Raw genomic sequence first — 21,760 nt, 5'->3', positions numbered from 1 at the left:
AACAGGAGCGTGACATGGCCAATCTCGATCAGATCAAGGAACATATGGACATCATCGGCGCCGACGGCGTGCATGTCGGCACGGTCGACCGGATCGAGGGCGACCGCATCAAGCTGACGAAATCCGAGAGCGGATCGCACAGCGGCCACCATCACTATATTTCCGGCGGGCTTGTGGCCGAGGTCGAGGGGGATACGGTGCGGCTTTCGGCCAACGCCGATGTCGCCGTTACCTTCGAGGAAGAAAAGGACGACGAGGGCATCTAAGCCCGACCTTTGGGAACTGGATGGCCGTGGGGCGATCTGGCCCCACGGCCATCCGCCCTATTCCGCTTCTTGCCCGCGCGGCACGATGGTCAATTGTTGCACCACAGTACGCCTTGGCTGGGTCAGCAGATAATGCACGCCCACCGCGATGTCCTCGGCGCGCAGCATGGTCTCTTCCGCGATCATCGCCCGCTGCTTTTCTTCGGGGATATCGGGGTACTGGAAATCCGCCCCGGTCTTGCCCGGCTCGACCAGACTGACCCTGATGCCCTTGGGGCCCAACTCCCGCCGCAAGGCCTCGGCAAAGCCGGCAATGCCCGCCTTGATCCCGGCATAGACCGTGGAGCCCGGCCCCAGCACATGGGCGCTCATCGATCCGATCAGCACGATATCGCCCCCCTTGCCCAGCATCGCCTGAGCGGCATGGGCGCTCAGCAGATAGGCGGTGAAATCGACGGCGACGGCATAGCGCAGCTCATCCCGCGTCATATCGGACAGAGCGCGGGCGGGCACCGCGGCATTGACCACCACCAGATCGGGCTGGCCCAGCGCCTCGCGCGCCGCCGAGAAGAAGGCCTCCAACTGCTCGGGATCGGCCAGATCGGTGCTGAGGCCATCCCCCTTGCCCAACTGCCGGATGCGCTCCAGCGCATCGGCCAGATGATCGGGGCTGAGGCCGCAGATGAACACCTCCACGCCCTCGCTCGCCAGCAGCACCGCGATGGCCCGGCCAATGCCGGTGGTGCCGCCGGTGATGATGGCCTTGCGCCCGTGAAGGCTGGTGCGCCGGGTATGCGCGTCGGAGAGATCGATGGTGGCCATGGGGGTTCCTTCGCGCAGGGCTTCTCTTCGCAGAATGGCCGCCTGCCCCTGGTGTTCCACGCCGGGTGGCGCGGCGTCAGGGAACCTCGGGCCTGCCTGTCTCTTCGCAACAGGGAGACGTTCCCCGCCCGGACCGCCGCGCAACCCAGATTGCCGCGCCCGGCCTGTTTATGAAAGTTGCCTTCCATGGATCTATCTTGTGACGTCGCCATCATCGGCGCCGGCACTGCGGGCCTGTCCGCCGAGCGCAGCGCCCGCCGGGCCGGAGCACGCACGCTGATCATCGATCCGGAATTTTCTGGAACCACCTGCGCCAATGTCGGCTGCATGCCCTCCAAGCTGCTGATCGCGGCGGCGGATGCCGCCTATGCGGTGCGGCAAGCGCCCCTGTTCGGCATTGCGGCCAGCGCGCAGATCAGCGGCCATGGCGTGATGCAGCGCCTGCGCCGCGAGCGCGACCGCTTCGCCGAGGCGACGCGCGAGGAGATCGCCAAAATCCCCTCCAGCAGCATGCTGCGCGGCACGGCCCGCTTTGCCGATGCGGGCACGCTGCTGATCGACGATGGCACCCGCGTTACGGCCCAGGCCATCGTGATCGCGACCGGCTCGCGCCCTACCATCCCTGAGAGTTTCGTGGCGCTGGGCGATCTGGCGCTGACCAATGAGACGCTTTTCGAGCTGGAAACCCTGCCCGAAACGCTCGCGGTGATCGGCGCCGGGCCGCTGGGGCTGGAACTGGCGCAGGCCATGGCCCGGCTGCGTGTCAAGGTGACCTTGCTGGACGAGGGCACCCGGCTGGCCGGTCTAGAAGACGAGCCCATCGCCAGCCGCCTGAGCGATGTGCTGCGGCAGGAGATGACGGTGGTCAATGGCGTCAAGATCACGGCGCAGATCAGCGAGGGCAAGGCCCGCCTGCGCTGGACAGGCCGCACATCGGGCGAAGGCCTGTTCGACAAGGTGCTGGTGGCAACGGGTCGCCCGCCCGCGCTCGATGGCCTCGATCTGGGCGCGACAGGGCTGGCGCTCGACAAGCATGGCGTGCCCGTTTTCGACCGCGCCACGGCGCAATGTGGCCAGAGCGCCATCTTTATCGCCGGCGATGCCGATGCCGAGCGCCCGGTGCTTCACGAGGCTTCGGCGCAGGGCGCCATTGCCGGTTACAATGCGGCACGCTTCCCCAATGTGGAACAGGGCCATCGCAACGTGCCCTTCTCGATCATGTTCACCGATCCCGCGCTGGCCAAAGTCGGGCAGGTGCATGGCGAGGATCTGGTCGTCGGCACCGCCGATTACAGCGATCAGGGCCGGGCGCGCATCGAGGCCAAGGCGGTGGGTCTGGCCCATCTGCACGCGGATCGCGCCGATGGGAAGCTGCTGGGCGCGATCCTGCTGTGCCCCGGGGCGGAGCATCTGGCGCATCTGCTGGCCTGGTCGATCGAGAGCGGATTGACCGCCAGCGCCCTGCTGGAACGCCCCTTCTATCACCCCACGCTGGAGGAAGGGCTGAAACCGGCGCTGCGCATGATCTGCAAGGCGGTGGGCAGCGAGGCGCCCGGTGCCAGCGACGAAGGACATCCCTCTGGCGGATGAGGTTATCCAAGCTTCGGGAAAGGAAAGAGCATGACCGAGACGATCACACGCCTGTTCGACACCCCCGCCCTCGCCCGGCAGGCCGCCGGGGAACTTGAACGGGCGGCGGTGCCGCGCGAGGCGATCAGCATCATCGCGCCGGGGCCCGACCTGCATGGCCGCGATGCCCTGCTGGCGGCTCTCATGCGCGCGGGTGTCGATGCGCAGGACGCCCAGCCCCTTGCCGAGGCCGTGCATCGCGGCGGCGCCGTGATTCGCGTGACGGTCGATCAGGACCGGCTGGGGCAGGCCTGTGCCGCGCTGCACAGCGTGCCCTTCATCCCCCTGCAGCCCAAGCGCGCCTCCTATCAGATCGGCGGCACCAGCCCCGCCGCCGAGGGCGCCACGCCGCCCGACGAGCAGGCCATCAGCCATGACCGGGCGCGGTAGAAGCCGCTAATCCAGCATCTCGGGGCGAAAGAGCCCGCGCCGGCTGATCACCTTGCCCGAGACCATAAAGCTGCCGTCGCCCCGGTAATGCAGGGTTTCGGGATGTTTGGGCGTGGGGGCGACATGGGCCTTGACCACCTCGAAGACAAAGAAGTTGAGGCTATCGACCAGCGCCGCCTCATGCAGGCGGCATTCGAAGCTGGCGTGGCATTCGGCGATCAGGGGCGCTTTTACCTTGTCGGTCTTGAGCGGCGTCAGGCCGAAATGAGCGAATTTATCGATCTGCGCGCCGGTCGTGTTGCCGATGCCCACCACGATGTCGGTCAGGGCGGTGGTGGGCAGATTGATCACGCATTCGCCGCTCTCCCGGATCAGCGAAAAGCTGTGATTGCCCGCCGAGATCATCAGCCCGACCAGCGAGGGCGAGAACTCCAGCACCGTATGCCAGCCCAGCGTCATCACATTGCGCTGCTCGCCCAGCGCCGAAGAGACCAGAACGATGGGCCCGAGCTCAAGATAGCGCCGCACCTGGCTGACCGGGAAATCCTGCTTGGCGGGATGCTTCATAACACACGCCTTCCCTAACTTCGGTTGCCGATGGAGCGCCTGAAGCCCGCGATAGGTCCGGCCCAACCGGCGCTAGAAATAGGCCAGCGTCTCGCAGCCGGTGCCCACCTTCACCTTGCGCAGCACTTCCGCCTGCGCCAGATCGATCTGCGTCACCGAACCCTCGCCCTCATTGGCCACCAGCGCCGTGCGGCAATCGGGATGGAAGGCCGCATCCATCGGCTTGGCGCCCACCTCGACGATGCGCTGCTGCCCGCTCTCCAGATCGAGCAGCGTCACCACCGGCTCGTGATCGCCGATCACCATCAGCGAGCTTTGGTCCGCGCTCAGGCGCACCACCTGCGCGCTGCGGTCATGGCCGTGCAGCGCAATCGGCGGCTCGACCTTGCCATCCGCCAGCCGGATCGGCCAGAGGCGCGGCGCGCTGGCATCGGTGCAATAGATCCGGCTTTCATCGGCGGCGGCGGTGATGCCCGCAATCGCGCCGGGCAGCTCCACCTTGCCCAGCAGGCGGTGATCGCTCAGGCTCAGCAGGGAGACGCTGGCGGCCTCCTCATTGTCGGTACAGATCAGCCCGCGCCGGGACAGCACGATCAGGCGATGACTCTTGCGCGATCCGGTCGGGATACCGCCGATCATATGGTCGCAGGCGCCATCGACCACCGCGATCGCCGCGCTGTCCTCACAGGCGACGAACAGCAGCCCATCGGGCCCGAAACGCCCGGTGTGGGGGGCCGTGAGCGGCGCGAGATCGATATCGCCCTGCCTTTCGCGGCTGTCGAGATCGATCACGCTCAGCACATGGCCGGGATGCGGATTGTCGCCATGCACGCCATCGCCATAGGCGGGCACATAGGCGCGGCGCCGGTCGGGCGCCACGGCCAGTTCATGCGGAAGGATCGGCATCTGCTCGATGCCATCGACCACCTCCAGCGTGACGGGGTCGAGAAACAGGATGCGGTCACCCTGCTTGTCCACGGCAATGATGCCGCGCGGGATAAACTCCATGGGGCCCTCGCTGTCGTTTGCCTGGTTCCTCTGGAGGAAAGGGCTGGCGGCGCGCCATGGTCCGATGCAAGTTTTGCAATCGGTTTTGTCGTGCGCGGCAAGGGTTAAGGCGATGGCGGCGGCGCATCCATCGTCAAAGATTGCCCTGCTGCTCCCTCGGCACATCGTCCCAGGGGCGGAAATAGAGGCTGGCGCAATCCTCGCGCAGCACGCCGCCGGTCAGCGAGAGATCATCGCGCCAGGCATCGGCGATGATGTTCAGCGTATCGATATGGCGGTCCTCGAAATACATGCGGTGCACGTCCTCGCGCCCGGCGCCATAGACGATGCGCCCCACCTTGGCCCAGATCGAGGCCATGGTGCACATGCCGCAGGGCTGAAGCGTGGAATAGAGCGTCGCTCCGCCCAGATCGCCCTTCTCGAACCCCGCGCCGCTCTCACGCAAAGCCAGCATTTCGGCGTGGGCGGTGGCATCATGCAGCCGCTCCACGGCGTTTTTGGTGGCGCTCAGCACCCTGCCCTCGCGCACGACGACGCAGCCGATGGGCGAGAGCGCCGGGTCACGCCCCTCCGCAGCGGCGACGGCAATCGCCATCCGCATGAAATGCTCATCCTGGGTCAGCAAGGGCCATCACCTTTCCGGTCGCCGCGAGGAAGCGGCGATCCTGTGGCAGGTTTAAGCCCGTGGCCTGGGCAATGGTTCCACCGCCCCAGGCCTATTCGGCATAGATCATCTTGCGGGTCATGCCGCCATCGATGGTGAGGACCGTACCCGTCACAAAGCCGGCATCGGCAAGGTAGAGCACGGCATCGGCAATATCGTCGGGCCGGCCCACGCGCCCGGCGGGATGCTGGGTATGGTCGATGGGCCGCAGATCGGTGGCTCCGCTGATCCAGCCCGGCGCGATGGCATTTGATCTGCCCCCTTCTGAGTGGCCCATCGACTATCATAGTCTGGATCACGAAGGAGGAATGGAATGGCTCGGAAGCACAAGCCGGAGGAGATCATCGGCAAGCTGCGTGAAGCGGAGATCGTGCTGGCGCAGGGTGGGACGGTGGCGGATGCCTGCCGACGGATCGGCGTCACCGAACAGAGCTACTATCGCTGGCGCAAGGAGTATGGCGGCCTGAAGATGGATCAGGCGCGGCGGATGAAGGACTTGGAGCGCGAGAATGCTCGGCTTCGGCAGGCGGTGTCGGACCTAACGCTAGACAAGATGATCCTCCAGGAGGCTGCACGGGGAAACTACTGAGCCCCGCGCGCCGACGTCGCTGTATCGACCACATCCAAGGGATGATGACTGTCTCCGAGCGGCGGGTCTGCCGTGTGCTCGGCCAGCATCGATCGACACAGCGCAAGGCCCCCGCGGGGCAGACGAGGAAGCAGCTCTCACAGAGGACATCATCGCTCTGGCTCGGCAATATGGTCGTTATGGCTATCGCCGGGTGACGGCCTTGCTGCGCGATGCCGGCTGGCACGTGAACCGCAAGCGGGTCGAGCGCATCTGGCGGCGCGAGGGGCTCAAAGTGCCGCAGAAGCAGCCGAAACGCGGCCGTCTCTGGCTCAATGACGGATCGTGCATCCGGCTGCGACCCGAGTATCCGGGGCATGTGTGGTCCTACGACTTCGTCGAGGGCCGCACCCACGAAGGCCGCAAGTTCCGCATCCTATCGATCATCGACGAGGCCAGCAGGGAGTGCTTGGCCTTGCCGGTCGCGAGACGGCTCAGAAGCGAGGATGTGCTGGCGGCGCTGGCCGATCTGTTCATCACTCGCGGCCCGCCGGCACATATACGTTCGGACAATGGTCCTGAATTTATCGCCACGGCCGTGCAGCAATGGCTGGCCAGGATCGGTGTGAAGACGCTCTACATCACGCCCGGCAGCCCATGGGAAAATGGCTATTGTGAGTCCTTCAACGGCTCGATGCGCGATGAACTGTTGAACGGGGAGATCTTCTACACGCTGGCCGAGGCGAAGATCCTGATCGAAGCCTGGCGGCGGCACTATAACACCATCCGCCCGCACAGCTCGCTCGGCTATCGACCGCCGGCACCGGAAACAGCGACGCCGCCATGGCCGCCCTCCGGTTCCGCTGCGCTCCACCTACGGTCGGCCATGGCGCCGGAAGCAACAATGCACTAACAATCAACACGGACCACTCAGTGGGGGCCGATCAAGGGTCGAGGTAAAGCTCAAATTGCGGATCACGATTGCTCTGCAGCGCCCATCTGATCTCAGTTCGGCTAATGTCGCAGTTTACGAGTGCCCGAGTGGACCCGAGAAAAGGGTCGGCCATGAGGGCTACAGCCAACATCAGCATATCCGTAGATCCTTCGATTTTGTCGTGGATGCAGGCCTAATGCAGTATGCGAAATATCAGGAACTCGCTTAGCCGAATTGCGCCATCCTCTCTGGTATGGCGCTTCAAATCAGAGAAAAATTGTATAAATTCGTACCTTGAGATGTCACAATAAATATGCATTTTGAGCCACGGTTTTCATCTCGAAATTTTGAGGCTCACCTTGATTGTAGCGGCACTGCTCTTGGCGCAGGCAACTGCTTCCACCACGCAGCCTTTGTTGAGTGACAGCATTACGCTGGGCGGCGAGAAGGTGTGTTCAGTAGCATTTGATGACCCAAATGCGTCTTCCACGAAGTTCTGGCTAGCGGGTTTTTGGTCAGCATTGCAGTCAGCCGGGGCTCAAACGCGGACGGCGATCAGAAACACGGATGACCTTTTCCACAAGATCAAAGGCGAATGCGCGACAAATCCGGCCAGGAGCATTCAGGCGACGACATTGGACTTGTATCGCCGGAAATAACGCCGCCTACGAAAATGATTCTTAATATCATTGGCTTTGTATCATCCGCAGCCAGCGGGAAGGTAGAAAATTCCCTGCTGCGCTGTCTGATTGGGGTTGGAGTATGCCGGTTGATCGTCGGGTCTTTCTTGCCGGGGCAGGAGCAACTGCTGCCATGTCCGGGATCGCACGGGCAGCCACGGCGCCCTACCGCATTCCCATCACCCTGACGGACTCGCGGGTGCTGGTCGATTGCACCATAGGTTCTCAGGGGCCATTTCGCTTTGTCGTCGACACGGGCGGTACGGTAGGACTGATAGAGCTTGAGATAGCAAAGAAATTGAAGTTGAAGCAAATGGGATCCACTTTCCTCAACCTACACCAGGGTGCTGGAAACTATCCCATTTTCGTCGTGCCCGATCTGATTTTTGCCGGCCAGGTGCGGCAGCCTGTCTCGGTTATCGCCGGCGTCGATGTGGTCAATTTCATGGACGGTGCCATCGGTTCGCTGGCCGCCGGGGTTCTGACAGCGGGCGATTGCGAACTGGATTTCGAAACCAGGGAATGGCGCATCTATCGTGATGGCGCGCCGGACCGCAGTGGCTGGAGCCGCTTTGAGAAGGGCATCTTTCACGCGGGCAATGTGAAGGCGTCAGCCTTTATTGCTGCCGATGCGACGCTGGCGGGCCACAGCTTTCGCTTCGGATTGGACACCGGCTGGACATCGCCAATGCATATCTATCGCAAAACGGCGGATGCGACCAGCCTGTGGAATGCTCCGCGATGGGCGCCTGCCGCGCCCGACGGTAAGGGACGGATGGTACGCGCGCCCTTGCAACTTGCAGGTACGATGACAGACGTCATCGTGACCATCACCGAACATCCCGACTGGGACATCTTCCCACACGGCATCATCGGATTGCCGGTATTGAGCCGCTTTAACATGGCCACGCAGACCAAGGATGAGACGCTGTATCTTAAGCGAAATGCGCTGCCATTCGCCCTTCAAAAGTACAATTTTGCGGGGTTGTGGATCGAGCCTGCCGGTCCGAATGTAAAGATCGGGGTTGTCGGCGCAGGTAGCCCGGCCGCAAAGGCGGACCTACTAGCTGGCGATCTGCTGATCGGGGCCGATTTTAGGAAGCTTCGCAAGCAGATGTTCGAGTCCGCCGGAACCGTGATCCCCTTAACGGTCGAGCGGGCCGGTGCGCGGCGAGACATCAGCCTCACCTTGGAAGATTACCTGTAACATCAGCCCTTGAGGTGGACGATAGCCCGATGTTCGGCCGCCGCTGAACCTTGGCATGATGGCTGCCGGCAGCTGGCTGGCACCACGCTCAGGCAATCGTCGCTGACAAAGCGGCCTTTCAGACCTAAAAGCGACCTCGCCGCAAGCAGTCATCCATTCATGCGGCCTTTGGTTTCTTGTCTGGACTAATATTGTCACGGCAGGGCATTTCAGGCCATTGTCCCCAGTGTCATGGCCAGATGCTCGACAATCGCCCGGACTTTTGCAGAGGGTCTGGGTCCCGCCGGGAAGACCGCATAGACGTGCGCCGGGTCCAGCCGATACGCCTCAAGCAACCGCACCAGCTGGCCGGAGCGCAACTCCTCGCCAGCCATGACATTGGTGGCCAGCGCAACCCCCAGCCCGGCCACCGCCGCCGCCAGAATGCCCGGCGCCGAGTTGATCCAGAGCTTGGCGGGCACATCGACCGATGTCACCGTCTGGTTGTGCGTAAAGCGCCAGCTTTCCGGACCGAAAACGCCATGCTGGACGATGCAATGATGCCGGGCCAGCTCGCCCGGATTGGCGGGCATGCCATGGGCGGCAAGATAGGAGGGGGCAGCAACCACAAGCCGCTCGACCTGGGCGAGTTTGCGCGCGCCGAAGGTCGAATCATCGAGCGTTCCCACGCCCAGGCGGATGGCGACATCGACGCCTTCGGTGATGAGGTTCTGGCGCGCATCGCTCATGATCATCTCGACCCGCAGGTCCGGGTGGCGGGCCAGGAAACTCGCCAGTGCGGGGATCACGGCCCGCGTGCCATACAGCACCGGCATGGCCAGCCGGATCACGCCATGCAGCGAGTCAATGCCCCGCGTCACCTGCTCGGCCTCCTCCATCTCGGCGAGCAGATGTTTCGCGCGCTCCAGATAAAGGGCACCGGCTTCGGTCAAGGAGATGCTGCGGGTCGTGCGCAGCAGCAGCGTGGTCCCCAGCCGGGCCTCCAGCGTGGCGATGATCCGCGAGACCGAGGGTTGAGACAGTTTCAACTCCCGCGCGGCGCGCGACAGGGCGCCGCTTTGGGCGACGCGCACGAAAACCGCCATTTCCTGCCAGCGGTCACTCATTCGAAATACGGATATATGTTGTCCATATTCAAGGAATACACGAGAATTTATGAATGACCTAATTCCCCTTTCACGGCGATCATGCCGCGAGACGGAGAATGGTGATGAAGCTTCAGGACAAGCTCGACGCGCTGCGCGAGGATTTCGAAAACGGGCGCTTTCCGCTGGTGCCCACCCGCGACCAGCTCGACACGATGCAGGGCGCGACCCAGACGCTGATCGACAGCGGGCAGGCCGACTATGCCCTCAAGGCGGGCGATACCGCGCCCGAATTCACCCTGCAGGACGCCGATGGACGCAGCGTCCATTCGCGTGACCTGCTGGCCAGGGGGCCTTTGGTGGTGACCTTCTATCGCGGCGTCTGGTGCCCCTATTGCAACCATGACCTTCAGGCGCTGGAAGAGATCCGCGCGGAGATCGAGGCGCGCGGTGCCAGCCTTGTCGCCATCTCGCCCCAGACGGCAGCCAACAGCCGCAAGTCTCAGCGTGACAACAAGCTAAGCTTCCCGATCCTGAGCGACACGCATACGGCGGTCGGCGCCGATTTCGGCCTCCGCTTCGCCCTTCCCGTCGATCTGATCGAGGTCTACAAGCAGTTCGGCAACGATCTGCCCAAGATCAACGAAGACCCCGCCTGGGTGCTGCCGATGCCCGCGCGCTATGTGATCGGCACGGATGGGGTGATCGCCTATGCCGAGGTCAATCCCGACTACACGCGCCGTCCCGATCCCTCCGAACTGCTGCCGGTGCTTGACCGTCTGCGCGCCGCTTCGCCGGCCTGAAACTCCCCCAGGATTATCATCGGGCCGCGCCATATTGTCCCTATCGACGGGGCGAGCGCGGCCCTCCCCCTTCAGGATGTCTTCTCATGTCCATCAAGATTTACGGCGATCCCGGCTCGGGCAGTTTGCGTCGCGTCACCACGGCAGCAGCGATCATGGGCATCGCCATCGAGCGGGCGAACATCGATCTGTTCAAGGGCGAAAGCCATACGCCCGAGTTTTTGGCACTCAACCCGCATGGCCTGACACCGGTGATGGTCGATGGCGATACCGTCCTTTACGAGGCCTCGGCGATCAACCTCTATCTCGCGAAAAAGGTCGGGAGCGATTTGCTCGGCTCGTCGGCGCGTGAGCGGCATGAGGTGCTGCAATGGATGTTCTGGTCCGGTGAGCAGTGGCGTGTCTTTTCAACCCTCACCTTCAATGAGCGGATCGTCAAACCCTTCATGGGCCAGACCGGGGATGCCAGCATTACCGATCTCGCCTTCGCCAACATTCGCGCGGCGGGTGCCGTGCTGGACCGCCATCTGGCGCAACGTCGATTCATTGTCGGCGACCGACTGACCCTCGCCGACATCGACATTGCCGCGCCCTTTTCCCAATCCGCCCGAACGAAGGTTCCCTTCGACGAATTCCCTCATCTGCTGGCATGGCAGCAGCGATTGCTGGACACCGTACCGGCGTGGGCCGAAACGAAGCGGGAACTCGACGGACGGATGGATGCGGCCATCGCCGCTGTCGGCCTCAAATTCTGAAGCGCGGTGCCCGGGCTTCTGCAGGCGTCCAGCCTCCACCTGCAGAAGCCGCTCAAAGCGCGTTCTTTTTGGCTATCTGCCCTGGATATGGCGGCCCAGATGGCGGCCCTGCTGCCTTCCCGGATGCCACAAACCAAAAGTCAAACGACTTCCGGCGGATCGCCCAGCCCTCTCCCGCTGACAAACCCGCCATTCAGGAGCCACGCCGTGCCCACTTTAACCTGCCCTACGTTCAGGCTGCGAGGCAGTTGTCATGGGCAGTCTCGCTTCAGGAAATACTGGTCCGCTTTACGTGGTCTGCTAATTTATCAAATGGTCGCCGATTGATGCACTTATCGCCAAACTGGACCCTGAAAACCCGGTCTTAAAAAGGTATACTTCGAGCAGACCAATCTCTCTATCACTACTAAAACGCACAAATTAGCATCTGAGGTGATTGTTCGAGCGGCCGCGACGGGTGGCGCTAGGCCTCGCTCACCGAGAAATTGAATATACAAATCTCATAAAACTCCTTTAATATCGACGCTATGCGTATCGCGATGATCTCTCTGCGCGGATTTCTTCCAACCGGCGCAATATTGACGTAACCACATCATATTGTTACGTTCTCGTCATGTTCGAATTTTCAGCCGGCTCTCCTTCACTTTGCCTCGTCGACACCGTGGGAAACCGTGGTGGAGCTGACATCGAGCGCTTGGCGACGCCGCAGGATTTCACGCGCTGGCTGCGGGAAGCATCCTTGCTCGATCCCGAAGGTAGAGAAGCGCTCGAAACCGATCTGGTCGATGCACGCGCGCTGCGGGACGCGCTCTATCGAGCGGCTCTCGCGATCATGAACGGCAAAATGCCGGCACCGGCCGATATCGACGGGATCAATGCTTTGGCGCTGGGAACCCCGCCCCGTCCACAATGGGTGAACAGCGAAGTCGTTCACGTCTCCGGGGATCGCGTGCGTGCGGCGCTTGCACTGCTCGCGGGTGATGCGGTCGGAACTCTGGCCGACGCCCAACTCGGCCGAGTTCGCCTTTGCCCGGAATGCCGGATGATGTTCGTCGACAAATCTCCGGCCGGGAGACGTCGCTGGTGCTCGTCCGCCAGCGGCTGCGGCAACCGCGCGAAGGTACGTGAACACCGCGCCAGAAAATCCCAGGAAGGAAGCGCCACATGAGAACCGAACACCGCGTCCAGTTCGACTTCGAGATCGAGTTCGCCAATGGCGGCGCACTTCAGGGGCAGGAATTCCGACTCGACATCGAGGATGAGGACATCACGGACGACGCCCTGGGCGCCTACATCATCGCCGACCTGCGTCTGCTGATGGTCAGCCGTGTCGCTATTCTCAACAAGCGCGTCATCCAGGAACCGCACAAGCGGGCGCGCAAGACGCCGGCCGCAGCGAATGCGGAAGCGCAGCGGATCGATCTCAGCCATGTGATCGAAGCAGGCATGATCACCTACAAGGGCCTGCCGGTGCCGCTCATCTGCGACCATCTTTCACGCGAGGCGTCGCGGCAGAGCTATGATCCCGGCACCGAGTTTCAGATTGATCGGATCGAGATGGTCGGTAACACCGGCACCTATCTCGATACGCCCTTCCATCGCTACGCCGACGGCTATGATCTGTCGGCACTGAACCTCGAGACGGTCTCTGGCTGCCCTGGGGTGGTGATCAACGTGACGGGAACAACAGGCCGCGCGATCGACTGGACGATGCTCGCCGCCATCGACGTGCGCGACAAGGTGGTCCTCGTCCATACCGGATGGGACGCGCATTGGCGCACAGATCAATATTTCGAGAATCACGTCCACCTGACCGAACGGGCGGCGATCCATCTGCGCGATAGCGGCGCGCGGCTCGTCGGGATCGACTCATTCAACATTGACGATACATCCGGTGGGACGCGGCCCGTTCATTCGGTGTTGCTTGCGGCCGGCATCTCGATCGTCGAGCACCTGACCAATCTTCAGTCGCTGCCTGCGGAAGGCTTCCGCTTCTGGGCGGTGCCGCCCAAGTTCAAGAAGGTCGGCACCTTTCCGGTTCGCGCGCATGCGATCATCGATGGGCGCGAGGTCTGATCCGACAGAGTGCTTAATTCCGCCAGCGTCGCGTTTGCGGGGCGGAAGCCGAGGAGGTTTTGATGACTGTCGCGTTTCTGGGACTTGGCCATATGGGCGCGCCGATGGCGGCCAATCTTCTGAAAACACAGCCGGGTCTGACGGTGTGGAATCGTTCCCCGCCGGCGCTTGAAAGTCTGGCCGAGTTCGGCGCAACGATCGCCCCTTCGGCCCGGGATGCCATCCGGGGCGCTGCCACCGTGCTGCTCATGCTCGCCAACGAGGCGGCGATCGATGCGGTGCTGGAACGCGGTTCCGCGGCATTCGCCGACAATGTTCGCGGCCGTCTGATCGTCCATATGGGAACGACGTCGGCCGACTTTTCTCGGGAACTTGCTGCCGCAATCGAAGCGGCGGGCGGTCGCTACGTCGAGGCCCCGGTTTCCGGGTCGCGAGTGCCGGCCGAGCAGGGCTCTCTGGTCGCCATGGTTGCGGGCGAGGAGGCGGACGTCGCCGCAGTGCGCGACTTGCTTCAGCCGATGTGCAGCAAGACCTTTGCCTGCGGCCGCGTGCCCAGCGGTCTGGCCATGAAGCTGGCCGTCAACCTCTTCCTGATCACCATGGTTACCGGGTTGGTGGAAGCGGCACACTTCGCCCGCGCCGCGGGGCTCGATATCGCGCTCTTCCGTGCCGTCATCGATGCCGGCCCCATGTCCAGCGACGTGTCACGCATAAAGCTCGACAAGCTGGTGAACGACGACTTCACGCCCCAGGCCAGCCTCGCCGACGTGCTGATGAACAGTCGGCTGGTTGCCGATGCCGCCCGCTCCTCGGCGGTTGCAACGCCTTTGCTCGACCACGCAAAAGCGCTCTATGCGCAGGCGGACGAGATGGGATTCGGGGGCATCGACATGATCGGAGTGCTTCGCGCACTTGAGGAGGTCACGCACAACCAGCCGGCGGGGTGATCAACTGGCGCGGAGCAGAGCCGCACCGGCGGCAATGAGAATAGCCGCGATAATGCGCGCGGGCCCCACAGATTCCTTAAGAAAAACCGCCGATATCAGAACACCGAACAGGATCGCTGTTTCCCGCAACGCCGCTACGATGGCGACGGGGACCAGCGTCATGACCCACAGCGCGAGCCCATAGGATGCGGTGGTGCTTGCCCCTCCGACAATGCCCAAGCGCCAGTGCCGCCCCAAGTAGGCGCGGAACACCTGGCCGCGCCGCATGATAGCCCAGCTTGTCAGCGGAATGCCGGTCAGCAGGAAGATCCACAAGGTGTAGGCCGCTGCGGATCCTGATTGCCGCACACCAGCGCCATCGACCATCGTGTAGCCGGCAATGACAACCGCATTGAGCAGTGCGAGGCCCGCCCCCTTGTCCAGCGAGCGGAGCGGGTTTCCTGCCACGCCAAGGATACCGGCACAGACGACAGCGACACCGCACCAGGCTTGCCAGCGCAATGGTTCGTCCAGGATGGTGGTGCTCGCGATCGCGACCAGCAACGGCGCGGCACCCCGCATCAGCGGATAGGTGCGGCTCATCTCCGCGACCCGATATGTCCACGCGACCAGCCCATAATAGCTGATGGACAGGATTGCCGATCCGGCCAGGAAGGGCCAGCTTAGGCGCGCGGGCGCCGGCAGGAACGGCAGGCCGACCATGGCGATTGCTGCCGCAGCCCCTGTAACCAGGGCGGTCATCAAGCCCCTGTCCTCGCCGCCCCGGATGATCGCGTTCCAGGTCGCGTGCAGCGCCGCTGCGACCAGAATGACAGGGAAGACCGCGGCAATCACGAGGAGTCAGCGAAGATCGAGGTGGAGAAAACGACTAAAGCCGCCCTCCGTGTAGTGTGAGAAAGCCGGCCCCTCCTCAAACCCCCGACTACGATAGAGCGCAACCGCCGGGTCGAACGACGGCAGGCTTCCTGTTTCGAGGCTTAGCCGCCGAACGCCGCGAGCCTTGGCCACGGCAATGATCGTGTCGAGGATGGCCCGGGCCGCTCCCCGGCGGAGAAAGTCCGGGTGGGTGCGCATCGACTTCACCTCGGCCGTACCATCAGGCATCATTTTGAGGGCGCCGACGGCGGCGACACGGTGGCCGGACCAAGCCGTCCAAACCGAGACTTCGGGCATTGTAAGCCCGGTCAGATCGAGCGCGTGAACATTGTCCGGCGGGGAATCCGCCCGCATACCTGCCAGATGCAGCGCAAGCAGGGCGCGGGTCTCCTCACCGCTCAGATCATCTTCACGCACCTCAAAAGCCGGGCCTCCATCAGCTTTGAACGGGGAAAGGGATCGCTGCCAATCGTACGCATGCTCCACCGTCGCCACGATCACCTGATACCGATCATACCATACCGCCCGCCCCTGCTCGCGGATGAGCGAATGATCGGGATCGTCCTGCCACGCGTGCGCATCGGCATGGTTGCGCCACCAGCTGACGGTGATTCCGACGCCAGCAGCATCACGCGACGAAACGATCCCCAGATATCCGTCACGCGCTGCCGCGGCGGTTGCCATGGCCTCGGCCGCAGCAGCATAACCCTCGGCATCTGCCTGTGTGCGACCCGAGACGAAGATCACGGCGACCGCGCCGGGAGGAGGTGGACGATCCCTCATGCGGTGGGCGCCACCTGCTGTGCGGCCATACGGAAGTCCGGGTTCCAGCCGAGTGCCGAGATCGCCTTGTCGATGCGGACCTCGCCGCCCGGATTGGCGACGTTGTAGATGCCGGGCGCCCCGTGATCGATCGCGAGAACGGCGGCGTAGGCTGCGGCATCGACATGCAGCGGCGACGCGCCATCCGGCGCCTCGCTCCAGGTTCCGGGGCCGAAGAGCTGGCCGTAGCGCAGCACCACGCCTTCGATCCCCGGCGTCTCGAGCACGGCGCGCTCAAGCGGGACGATCCCTTCCCGAATCGTCGTGCCCCGCGCGCCGTCCGCATCGACTTCCAGCGGGTCCTCCTCTGCATAGGGCGGCGTGCCCGGCGCATAGGCCCAGGCAATGCTCTGCGCGATGATCCGCCGGGCGCCGGTTGCCACCGATGCCCTTACCAGGTTGGGCGTTCCTTCGCGGCGCAGCCGAGCATTGGCACGCCGGGCCGCTTCCGGATCCGTAGCCATGTCGCCGGAAAGATCGGTAAGCTGGTGGATGACGACCGTCGGCGCAGCATCTGCCACCGCGCGCGCCAGGGCCTCGGCATCGAACACATCGACGATCACCGGCCGAGCGCCCGCCGCCTCGAGATGAGCCGCACGCTCTGCCGAGCGCGTCGTACCGAAAACCGTGTGCCCTTGCTGCAGCAGCAATGGAACCAATCGCTGCCCGATAACGCCGGCGGCACCCGCCAGGAAGATAGTGTGAGGCATCGCGCCCTCCTTGATGATCTGCGCATCAGGTGCAGCGCAATGCTGCGCCTGGGAAGCACCAAGACCGCCAGCTTTGACTGTACCATCGTCGTGGTACCGACCTCCCTCAAGGCAATGGTACAGTCGAAATCGGATTTCTTGCGGCTGGCCGTCACGCGCCAAACCGCTACTCCTGCAATCTGCCATCGTCGCAAGGGAAAACGCCCATGACAGAAACAGTCACCACCATGCTCGGCGGATGTCATTGCGGATCGGTGCGGTTCGAAGCCACGTTGAGCGATGGCTTGAACACGATCCGTCGCTGCACCTGCTCCTATTGCCGGATGCGCGGCGCGATCGCCGTCTCGGCTGAACTGGGTGGCATCCGCCTGCTCCAGGGCGAAGAGATGCTCACCAGCTACCGCTTCAACACGCAAACAGCACAGCATTTCTTCTGCTCGCGCTGCGGGATCTACACCCACCATCAGCGCCGATCCAACCCGAACCAGTATGGCGTCAACGTTGCCTGTCTCGATGGGGTAAGCCCCTTTGACTTCGAAGAAGTGCCAGTCTTCGACGGCGTCCGCCACTCCCGCGACAATGACGGAGTTACCCTGCGCGCCGGGACACTGCGATACATCCCGAACGATCAGAGCGATCCGGCGTAAGCCGGTCCTACGATAAGATGATGTATATCCAAACATGATCACCCCATCATCCGTTCGCAGACCTGTGCCGGCCACGATTGCCGCCGTGATCCGGGATGGATCCGTCCTGCTGGTCCGTCGCGCCAATCCGCCGGACGTCGGCTTGTGGGGCTTTCCCGGTGGCAAGATCGACTTTGGCGAGACGATCGCACAGGCCGCCGTTCGCGAGCTGCTTGAGGAAACCGGCATCCAGGCCGAGGCAGGTCCGGTGTTTAACTGCGTCGATGTCCTCGATCGGGCCGAGGATGGGACGATCCGTCACCATTATTTCCTGATCGCCGTGTGATCAACTATTCGGAGTGCACCTTCGTCTTCCCCGCTTCCACACCGGGCTGCGATTTCCAAGTGCGCTTCTTCGCGATGAACAGCGGCGCCGAAATTCCCATCGCCGGCCATCCCACCGTCGGCACCGTGTTTTCGCTGGCAGAGCGAAAGCTGATTGCGCCGGGTCGCCACTCGATCATGCTGCAACTGGGCGTCGGACCGACGCAGATCGATCTGGAATGGCATGAGGGTCGTCTTGCCTTTGCCTGGATGCAGCAGCAGCCGCCCAAGCTCGATGGCGTCATTGGCGACCGCACCGCAGCCGCTGCGGCCATGGGGCTCATGGCGGAGGATCTGGCCGATCTGCCGATCCAGCAGGTTTCCTGTGGCGCGCCCTTCCTCATGTTCCCGGTCAAAACCCGCGCGGCGGTGGACCGCGCGCAGCTCGATCGCGGTGCCATGGGGACTTTGCTCGACAAGGCTGGCTTGATCCGGCGCGGCGTCTTGATTTTCTCGCTGGAGGCGGCCGGTGATAATGCCACCGCCTATAGCCGTATGCTGGGCTTCGGCGTGACCGAAGACGCGGCGACCGGCAATGCCACCGGCCCGTTGGGAGCCTATCTCGTGATCCATGGCTTGGTGCCGCTCGCGCGGGCAGGTCGCATGGTGAGCCGCCAAGGCGTCAAAATGCACCGGCCGAGCAAACTCTACATCTCTGCAACCGGGCAAGGTAGCGCATTGTCGATCAAAATTGGCGGGCGCGCCGTCAAGGCGGCGGAGGGGCGGATGCTTGTTTGACCGTTTTTGGACCGACTCCTTGGTGAACTTTATTCGCAGAGCAGCGCAATGCAGTCAGGCTATCATCAGCCAGATTAAGATCACCATGAACATATCCGCCTAACAGTTCCAAAAGGCTATTCGAGCGGCTTGTTGAGCGCGCTGATGTCGGCAGGCGACCAGCTTACGCCGTTCCGATGCATCTTATGTAACGTCGGTTTATACAAACATCTGCCATCAGGCGCGCTCATATACATTCCGTAGTGTCTGATATCTTTTTGTTCAAAAGATTATCTATTTCTCACCGGATAAATGGCGCACTGGCCAAGCCGTCAAAGACGAATTGTGCTGCAAGCCCTGCCAACAGCACGCCGGAAATCCGGCTGACGACGTCCGCGCCGGTTGCTCCCAGAACCGCGATCAAACGCTCGGCCACGCGCATGGCCCCAAAGGTTAGCAGCATACAGGCCAGAATCATGGCCAAAACGCTCAGGCCTTCGATCCATCCCGCCGTCCGGCCCATGACCAACACCGCGGCAGACAAACTCCCGGGTCCGGCGATAAGAGGAAACGCAAGTGGGAAGACGGCAATGTCACCCGGGCGTTCCGCATCCTCCCGTTCCTTGGAGTTGAGTGAAGAGAGACCGGGACTGGAGAAAGTGAGCGTCAGCGCCTGAAGAAACAGCAAGATGCCGCCAGCGAAGCGAAACGCAGACAAAGAGACATGCAGGAGCGAGAGCACGAGGGCTCCGCCGGTCGCAAACAGCAACAGGACCAGGCCTGCGATCAGAATCGAGCGCCGCGCGAGACTGCCTCGCTGCTCGTGATGGACGCCGGCGGTAAGACTTGCGAAGACAACGGCGGTTTCTACCGGGCCGATCGTCACAAGCAGCGTCACGAAGGCGGACAGGATGTTGGGTGGGACGTGCATGAGTGCTTGTCGAAAGATTCAGAGGCAGGGGTGCAGCCGGGCACGGAGCCCGGCTGCACGGGATTACGGCAAGTAAGCGTCGCTTGGCCTGATCAGATTGTGACGGCGGGTTTGTTGGATGCCGCGTCCTGATCGGGATTCGGCGCGGTCAAGCCATGCGGCGTGGCCGTCGGTGCCACCGTGCCCTCTGGCGCGCAATCGCCTGAGCTTGTCGAGACCAGTTTGGGCTGGGTCGCGCCACCCTGCGATGTGAGCTGCCACGAGCGACTGCAGGTGTGCCGACCATCCGAGGTGGAGACGAAGCTGTAGCTCACGGTTCCGGCCGGCATTTTTCCGAGCGCTGTCAGATCCGCTTTGCCACCTTCAGTTAGACTTGCCAGTCGCAGCGCATCAACCTGACGCATCATCGCGGCGGCCTGCTGGTCCATCTGTGCGAAGGCCCAATCCATGCCAAATGGTGTGAAAGCGACCGGATCGAACAGCGCTGGCGGCATCAAGCGCTTCGGCGGATCGATTTTCACCTGGGGCGCCACATCGCCCTGATATTCGATATGGGCGAGCGAGCCATCGGGGAGATTGACGGTCATGACCTTGCTGGCACCAGAGGCAGCCAGCGCGGTTCCCGCAACTGCAAGCATCGCGACGCCGAAAAGAGAGGCTGTACGAAACAACTTGTGCATCAGTCGTCCTTCCATGATTGGTGTGTTGAAGGGGCAAGCCCGTTCGCTTCAAAGGGCGCGGCCGATGCGCCAGCAAAGTTCGGGCTTCGGATCCGACGCAAGACCCGAGTGCAACGTCACGCGAGCGCGTCGGAGACGACGTTGGGCTTTGGACACATCCATGAACGAGGCAGGAGAGACCCTGCCGATGGCAATAATCGACAGCCGCCTGCCGATCGGAGAAGTGCAGTTCGATCTGCTCGAGCGGATCGCCACCGCCCGTCCAGCCCATCAGCGGCTCGGCAACCGGGGCCCAGCGCGGCAGGAACCGTACACGCCATTGCCCTGCCCTGGCCTTTCCTCCCTGGCTTACCGCACCAGGCAAGGGTTCGATCAGTGCCTGCGCGTCGCGGGGTAGCGCGCTCGCGGGACACGGCGGCGCCTGATTGTCATTGGCGATGGGCCCGGGACCGAAGTCCCGGACCGTTTCATCACGCCGCCTTCCCATGGATCGGGATCCGACGAACATTCTCGTTCGTCGCCTCCGTCACGGGCAAGATGACGGTCAGCACGCCGTTCTCGAACGTCGCACTGACGTTATCGCCGACGATACCGCTGGGAAGGCCGATCCGGCGTTCGAAGCGGCCATAACTCCGCTCGGAATAGCCGCGATCCTTGTCCTCGACTTCGGCGCGCTTCTCACCGCTCAAGGTGAGCGCACCATCCTTGATGCCGATCTCGATGTCGTTCTCGTCGAGCCCAGGCAGTTCGGCGGTGATGCGCAGTTCCTTGTCGGTCTCGGCGAGTTCAACGCGCGGCCATGAGGAGCCGCGGTCGGCTCCGTCGAAGGCCGGCACGCCAAAACCGCGAAAGACATCGTCGAACAGGCGGTTTACCTCACGGTGGAAGTACAGCAGTGACAGCATCTGCGCATCCTGCTGCTGTTCAGCGCGCACTGGAACCGGCAGCCGGTTGTCCCGCCGGCTCCAGGGAATGAGATCACGAAAAGCCATGATGGTCATCTCCTTTCTGGCTGGATGTAAGGCTGAACCTGCCGACGCCGCCGCCGGAAGGGCCGGCAGTGCGTCGGCAGGTCGGTGAGCAGGTCAGGCGGCTTGGCTGACTTGCTCCTTAACCTCGCTGAGGCGCGGGGTCGCCAGCTCGCCGCTACCGATCTCGATACGGCGCGGCTTCATGGCTTCGGGCACGACCCGCTTGAGATCGATCGAGAGAAGGCCGTTCTCGAAGGCGGCGTTTCCGACCTCAACGAAGTCCGCCAGCTGGAATCGGCGCTCGAAGGCCCGCAGCGCGATACCGCGATGCAGATACTTGCCCTCACCATCGTCGCTCGCCCGCTTGCCGGTAACGGTGAGCAGGTTCTGCTGGGCGACCACCTCGATCTCTTCGGGCCGGAAGCCCGCGACAGCGAGCGTGATGCGGTAGCTGTCCTCACCGAGCTTGAGGATATCGAAAGGCGGAAACCCTTCTTCCTCGCGGGCGCTCGTTTCAAGCATGTTGAACAGGCGGTCGAAACCGACCGTGGTTCGCCGATAGGGCGTAAAGTCAAACGTGGTTCTCATCGTTCCAAATCCTCTGTTGAGCGATCTGGGCATGAGCTGCGCCGGTAACGCAAA

Annotated in this window: 25 protein-coding genes and 2 pseudogenes; 13 read left to right on the top strand and 14 right to left on the bottom strand. The window is 63.0% G+C overall.

Annotated features, from left to right (window positions below; translation table 11 throughout):
* Positions 1–14 precede the first annotated feature (14 nt).
* On the top strand, positions 15–266 hold the full coding sequence (locus ABDW49_RS10485; RefSeq protein WP_343611735.1) for a DUF2171 domain-containing protein: 252 nt from the start codon (positions 15–17) through the stop codon (positions 264–266).
* 57 nt (positions 267–323) lie between these two features.
* Here the strand turns inward: ABDW49_RS10485 and ABDW49_RS10480 are convergent, their stop codons facing one another.
* Positions 324–1,088, bottom strand: a complete 765-nt coding sequence (locus ABDW49_RS10480) for an SDR family oxidoreductase (protein WP_343611734.1) — start codon at positions 1,086–1,088, stop codon at positions 324–326.
* A gap of 186 nt (positions 1,089–1,274) precedes the next feature.
* Between ABDW49_RS10480 and ABDW49_RS10475 the strand changes: the two genes are divergently transcribed.
* Both ABDW49_RS10475 and ABDW49_RS10470 read left to right on the top strand, forming a co-directional pair.
* A complete protein-coding gene (locus tag ABDW49_RS10475) occupies positions 1,275–2,678 on the top strand; it encodes a dihydrolipoyl dehydrogenase (RefSeq protein ID WP_343611732.1) in 1,404 nt (467 codons plus the stop codon).
* Positions 2,679–2,708: 30 nt separating this feature from the next.
* Positions 2,709–3,107, top strand: a complete 399-nt coding sequence (locus ABDW49_RS10470; protein ID WP_343611731.1) for a hypothetical protein — start codon at positions 2,709–2,711, stop codon at positions 3,105–3,107.
* A 6-nt stretch (positions 3,108–3,113) separates the two neighbouring features.
* Here the strand turns inward: ABDW49_RS10470 and ABDW49_RS10465 are convergent, their stop codons facing one another.
* The 4 genes from ABDW49_RS10465 to ABDW49_RS10450 form a co-directional block, all read right to left on the bottom strand.
* Entirely contained in the window at positions 3,114–3,674 is a 561-nt protein-coding gene (locus tag ABDW49_RS10465; RefSeq protein WP_343611730.1) for a flavin reductase family protein, read from the bottom strand.
* Between the two features lie 72 nt (positions 3,675–3,746).
* Complete coding sequence (locus tag ABDW49_RS10460; RefSeq protein ID WP_343611729.1) at positions 3,747–4,682, bottom strand: hypothetical protein; 936 nt, start codon at positions 4,680–4,682, stop codon at positions 3,747–3,749.
* A 133-nt stretch (positions 4,683–4,815) separates the two neighbouring features.
* Entirely contained in the window at positions 4,816–5,307 is a 492-nt protein-coding gene (locus ABDW49_RS10455) for a nucleoside deaminase (protein ID WP_343611728.1), read from the bottom strand.
* Between the two features lie 91 nt (positions 5,308–5,398).
* Positions 5,399–5,623, bottom strand: coding sequence for an SDR family oxidoreductase (locus tag ABDW49_RS10450; protein WP_343611726.1), 225 nt, complete (start codon positions 5,621–5,623; stop codon positions 5,399–5,401).
* A gap of 36 nt (positions 5,624–5,659) precedes the next feature.
* Between ABDW49_RS10450 and ABDW49_RS10445 the strand changes: the two are divergent.
* Both ABDW49_RS10445 and ABDW49_RS10440 read left to right on the top strand, forming a co-directional pair.
* Positions 5,660–6,827, top strand: a pseudogene (locus ABDW49_RS10445) (IS3 family transposase).
* Positions 6,828–7,661: 834 nt separating this feature from the next.
* Positions 7,662–8,735: an aspartyl protease family protein gene (locus ABDW49_RS10440; protein WP_343611724.1), complete on the top strand. Its 1,074-nt coding sequence runs from the start codon at positions 7,662–7,664 to the stop codon at positions 8,733–8,735.
* Between the two features lie 209 nt (positions 8,736–8,944).
* Here ABDW49_RS10440 and ABDW49_RS10435 read toward each other — a convergent pair whose 3' ends face one another.
* Positions 8,945–9,820 (bottom strand): LysR substrate-binding domain-containing protein, encoded by an 876-nt coding sequence (locus ABDW49_RS10435; RefSeq protein WP_343614235.1) that lies wholly within the window; start codon positions 9,818–9,820, stop codon positions 8,945–8,947.
* A 125-nt stretch (positions 9,821–9,945) separates the two neighbouring features.
* On the opposite strand from ABDW49_RS10435, the gene ABDW49_RS10430 reads away from it, so the two are divergent.
* The 5 genes from ABDW49_RS10430 to ABDW49_RS10410 all read left to right on the top strand — a co-directional run bounded on the left by ABDW49_RS10430 (position 9,946) and on the right by ABDW49_RS10410 (position 14,401).
* The gene (locus tag ABDW49_RS10430; RefSeq protein WP_343611723.1) at positions 9,946–10,623 is read left to right on the top strand and encodes a peroxiredoxin-like family protein; all 678 of its coding nucleotides are present in this window, start codon (positions 9,946–9,948) and stop codon (positions 10,621–10,623) included.
* Between the two features lie 86 nt (positions 10,624–10,709).
* Complete coding sequence (locus ABDW49_RS10425; RefSeq protein ID WP_343611722.1) at positions 10,710–11,378, top strand: glutathione S-transferase family protein; 669 nt, start codon at positions 10,710–10,712, stop codon at positions 11,376–11,378.
* Positions 11,379–11,991: 613 nt separating this feature from the next.
* Entirely contained in the window at positions 11,992–12,546 is a 555-nt protein-coding gene (locus ABDW49_RS10420) for a CGNR zinc finger domain-containing protein (protein ID WP_343611720.1), read from the top strand.
* Positions 12,543–13,454, top strand: coding sequence for a cyclase family protein (locus tag ABDW49_RS10415; protein ID WP_343611718.1), 912 nt, complete (start codon positions 12,543–12,545; stop codon positions 13,452–13,454). Before ABDW49_RS10420 ends, ABDW49_RS10415 begins: the two co-directional genes overlap by 4 nt.
* Positions 13,455–13,516: 62 nt before the next feature.
* Positions 13,517–14,401, top strand: coding sequence for an NAD(P)-dependent oxidoreductase (locus ABDW49_RS10410; protein WP_343611716.1), 885 nt, complete (start codon positions 13,517–13,519; stop codon positions 14,399–14,401).
* Here the strand turns inward: ABDW49_RS10410 and ABDW49_RS10405 are convergent, their stop codons facing one another.
* Genes ABDW49_RS10405 through ABDW49_RS10395 form a run of 3 tightly spaced genes read right to left on the bottom strand, consistent with a single transcriptional unit; the run spans position 14,402 to position 16,809 of the window.
* Positions 14,402–15,235 carry an EamA family transporter gene (locus ABDW49_RS10405; protein WP_343611714.1) on the bottom strand — a complete coding sequence of 278 codons (834 nt, stop codon included), beginning with the start codon at positions 15,233–15,235 and terminating at the stop codon, positions 14,402–14,404.
* A gap of 6 nt (positions 15,236–15,241) precedes the next feature.
* Positions 15,242–16,024: a GNAT family N-acetyltransferase gene (locus tag ABDW49_RS10400; RefSeq protein WP_343611712.1), complete on the bottom strand. Its 783-nt coding sequence runs from the start codon at positions 16,022–16,024 to the stop codon at positions 15,242–15,244.
* A 32-nt stretch (positions 16,025–16,056) separates the two neighbouring features.
* Positions 16,057–16,809, bottom strand: coding sequence for an NAD(P)-dependent oxidoreductase (locus ABDW49_RS10395; RefSeq protein ID WP_343611710.1), 753 nt, complete (start codon positions 16,807–16,809; stop codon positions 16,057–16,059).
* A 206-nt stretch (positions 16,810–17,015) separates the two neighbouring features.
* On the opposite strand from ABDW49_RS10395, the gene ABDW49_RS10390 reads away from it, so the two are divergent.
* The 3 genes from ABDW49_RS10390 to ABDW49_RS10380 are packed head-to-tail and all read left to right on the top strand — an operon-like array spanning position 17,016 to position 18,557.
* Positions 17,016–17,456 (top strand): GFA family protein, encoded by a 441-nt coding sequence (locus tag ABDW49_RS10390; protein WP_343611708.1) that lies wholly within the window; start codon positions 17,016–17,018, stop codon positions 17,454–17,456.
* A 34-nt stretch (positions 17,457–17,490) separates the two neighbouring features.
* Positions 17,491–17,781: an NUDIX hydrolase gene (locus tag ABDW49_RS10385; protein WP_343611706.1), complete on the top strand. Its 291-nt coding sequence runs from the start codon at positions 17,491–17,493 to the stop codon at positions 17,779–17,781.
* Positions 17,778–18,557, top strand: a complete 780-nt coding sequence (locus ABDW49_RS10380) for a PhzF family phenazine biosynthesis protein (protein ID WP_343611705.1) — start codon at positions 17,778–17,780, stop codon at positions 18,555–18,557. The genes ABDW49_RS10385 and ABDW49_RS10380 overlap by 4 nt, the downstream gene beginning before the upstream one ends.
* Positions 18,558–18,837: 280 nt before the next feature.
* Here the strand turns inward: ABDW49_RS10380 and ABDW49_RS10375 are convergent, their stop codons facing one another.
* The 5 genes and pseudogenes from ABDW49_RS10375 to ABDW49_RS10355 all read right to left on the bottom strand — a co-directional run bounded on the left by ABDW49_RS10375 (position 18,838) and on the right by ABDW49_RS10355 (position 21,706).
* Complete coding sequence (locus ABDW49_RS10375) at positions 18,838–19,467, bottom strand: MarC family protein (RefSeq protein ID WP_343611704.1); 630 nt, start codon at positions 19,465–19,467, stop codon at positions 18,838–18,840.
* A gap of 92 nt (positions 19,468–19,559) precedes the next feature.
* Positions 19,560–20,147: a hypothetical protein gene (locus ABDW49_RS10370; protein ID WP_343614396.1), complete on the bottom strand. Its 588-nt coding sequence runs from the start codon at positions 20,145–20,147 to the stop codon at positions 19,560–19,562.
* A gap of 217 nt (positions 20,148–20,364) precedes the next feature.
* A pseudogene (locus tag ABDW49_RS10365) lies at positions 20,365–20,634 on the bottom strand (NADH dehydrogenase ubiquinone Fe-S protein 4); the annotation flags it as partial.
* Entirely contained in the window at positions 20,618–21,139 is a 522-nt protein-coding gene (locus tag ABDW49_RS10360) for an Hsp20/alpha crystallin family protein (protein ID WP_343611703.1), read from the bottom strand. The gene ABDW49_RS10360 and the pseudogene ABDW49_RS10365, both read right to left, overlap by 17 nt.
* Positions 21,140–21,232: 93 nt before the next feature.
* On the bottom strand, positions 21,233–21,706 hold the full coding sequence (locus tag ABDW49_RS10355; RefSeq protein ID WP_343611702.1) for an Hsp20 family protein: 474 nt from the start codon (positions 21,704–21,706) through the stop codon (positions 21,233–21,235).
* Between the last annotated feature and the right edge of the window lie 54 nt (positions 21,707–21,760).

Origin of the sequence: Novosphingobium sp. (assembly GCF_039595395.1) — a bacterium.
Classification (GTDB): Bacteria; Pseudomonadota; Alphaproteobacteria; order Sphingomonadales; family Sphingomonadaceae; genus Novosphingobium.
This window is presented reverse-complemented; position numbering and strand designations above follow the sequence as displayed.

Bases quoted from the DNA above. Each gene is read 5' to 3' on its own strand.
- ABDW49_RS10485 (WP_343611735.1), top strand. From the start codon at position 15: ATGGCCAATCTCGATCAGATCAAGGAACATATGGACATCATCGGCGCC.
- ABDW49_RS10480 (WP_343611734.1), bottom strand. From the start codon at position 1,088: ATGGCCACCATCGATCTCTCCGACGCGCATACCCGGCGCACCAGCCTT.
- ABDW49_RS10475 (WP_343611732.1), top strand. From the start codon at position 1,275: ATGGATCTATCTTGTGACGTCGCCATCATCGGCGCCGGCACTGCGGGC.
- ABDW49_RS10470 (WP_343611731.1), top strand. From the start codon at position 2,709: ATGACCGAGACGATCACACGCCTGTTCGACACCCCCGCCCTCGCCCGG.
- ABDW49_RS10465 (WP_343611730.1), bottom strand. From the start codon at position 3,674: ATGAAGCATCCCGCCAAGCAGGATTTCCCGGTCAGCCAGGTGCGGCGC.
- ABDW49_RS10460 (WP_343611729.1), bottom strand. From the start codon at position 4,682: ATGGAGTTTATCCCGCGCGGCATCATTGCCGTGGACAAGCAGGGTGAC.
- ABDW49_RS10450 (WP_343611726.1), bottom strand. From the start codon at position 5,623: ATGGGCCACTCAGAAGGGGGCAGATCAAATGCCATCGCGCCGGGCTGG.
- ABDW49_RS10440 (WP_343611724.1), top strand. From the start codon at position 7,662: ATGTCCGGGATCGCACGGGCAGCCACGGCGCCCTACCGCATTCCCATC.
- ABDW49_RS10435 (WP_343614235.1), bottom strand. From the start codon at position 9,820: ATGGCGGTTTTCGTGCGCGTCGCCCAAAGCGGCGCCCTGTCGCGCGCC.
- ABDW49_RS10430 (WP_343611723.1), top strand. From the start codon at position 9,946: ATGAAGCTTCAGGACAAGCTCGACGCGCTGCGCGAGGATTTCGAAAAC.
- ABDW49_RS10425 (WP_343611722.1), top strand. From the start codon at position 10,710: ATGTCCATCAAGATTTACGGCGATCCCGGCTCGGGCAGTTTGCGTCGC.
- ABDW49_RS10420 (WP_343611720.1), top strand. From the start codon at position 11,992: ATGTTCGAATTTTCAGCCGGCTCTCCTTCACTTTGCCTCGTCGACACC.
- ABDW49_RS10415 (WP_343611718.1), top strand. From the start codon at position 12,543: ATGAGAACCGAACACCGCGTCCAGTTCGACTTCGAGATCGAGTTCGCC.
- ABDW49_RS10410 (WP_343611716.1), top strand. From the start codon at position 13,517: ATGACTGTCGCGTTTCTGGGACTTGGCCATATGGGCGCGCCGATGGCG.
- ABDW49_RS10395 (WP_343611710.1), bottom strand. From the start codon at position 16,809: ATGCCTCACACTATCTTCCTGGCGGGTGCCGCCGGCGTTATCGGGCAG.
- ABDW49_RS10390 (WP_343611708.1), top strand. From the start codon at position 17,016: ATGACAGAAACAGTCACCACCATGCTCGGCGGATGTCATTGCGGATCG.
- ABDW49_RS10385 (WP_343611706.1), top strand. From the start codon at position 17,491: ATGATCACCCCATCATCCGTTCGCAGACCTGTGCCGGCCACGATTGCC.
- ABDW49_RS10375 (WP_343611704.1), bottom strand. From the start codon at position 19,467: ATGCACGTCCCACCCAACATCCTGTCCGCCTTCGTGACGCTGCTTGTG.
- ABDW49_RS10370 (WP_343614396.1), bottom strand. From the start codon at position 20,147: ATGCACAAGTTGTTTCGTACAGCCTCTCTTTTCGGCGTCGCGATGCTT.
- ABDW49_RS10360 (WP_343611703.1), bottom strand. From the start codon at position 21,139: ATGGCTTTTCGTGATCTCATTCCCTGGAGCCGGCGGGACAACCGGCTG.
- ABDW49_RS10355 (WP_343611702.1), bottom strand. From the start codon at position 21,706: ATGAGAACCACGTTTGACTTTACGCCCTATCGGCGAACCACGGTCGGT.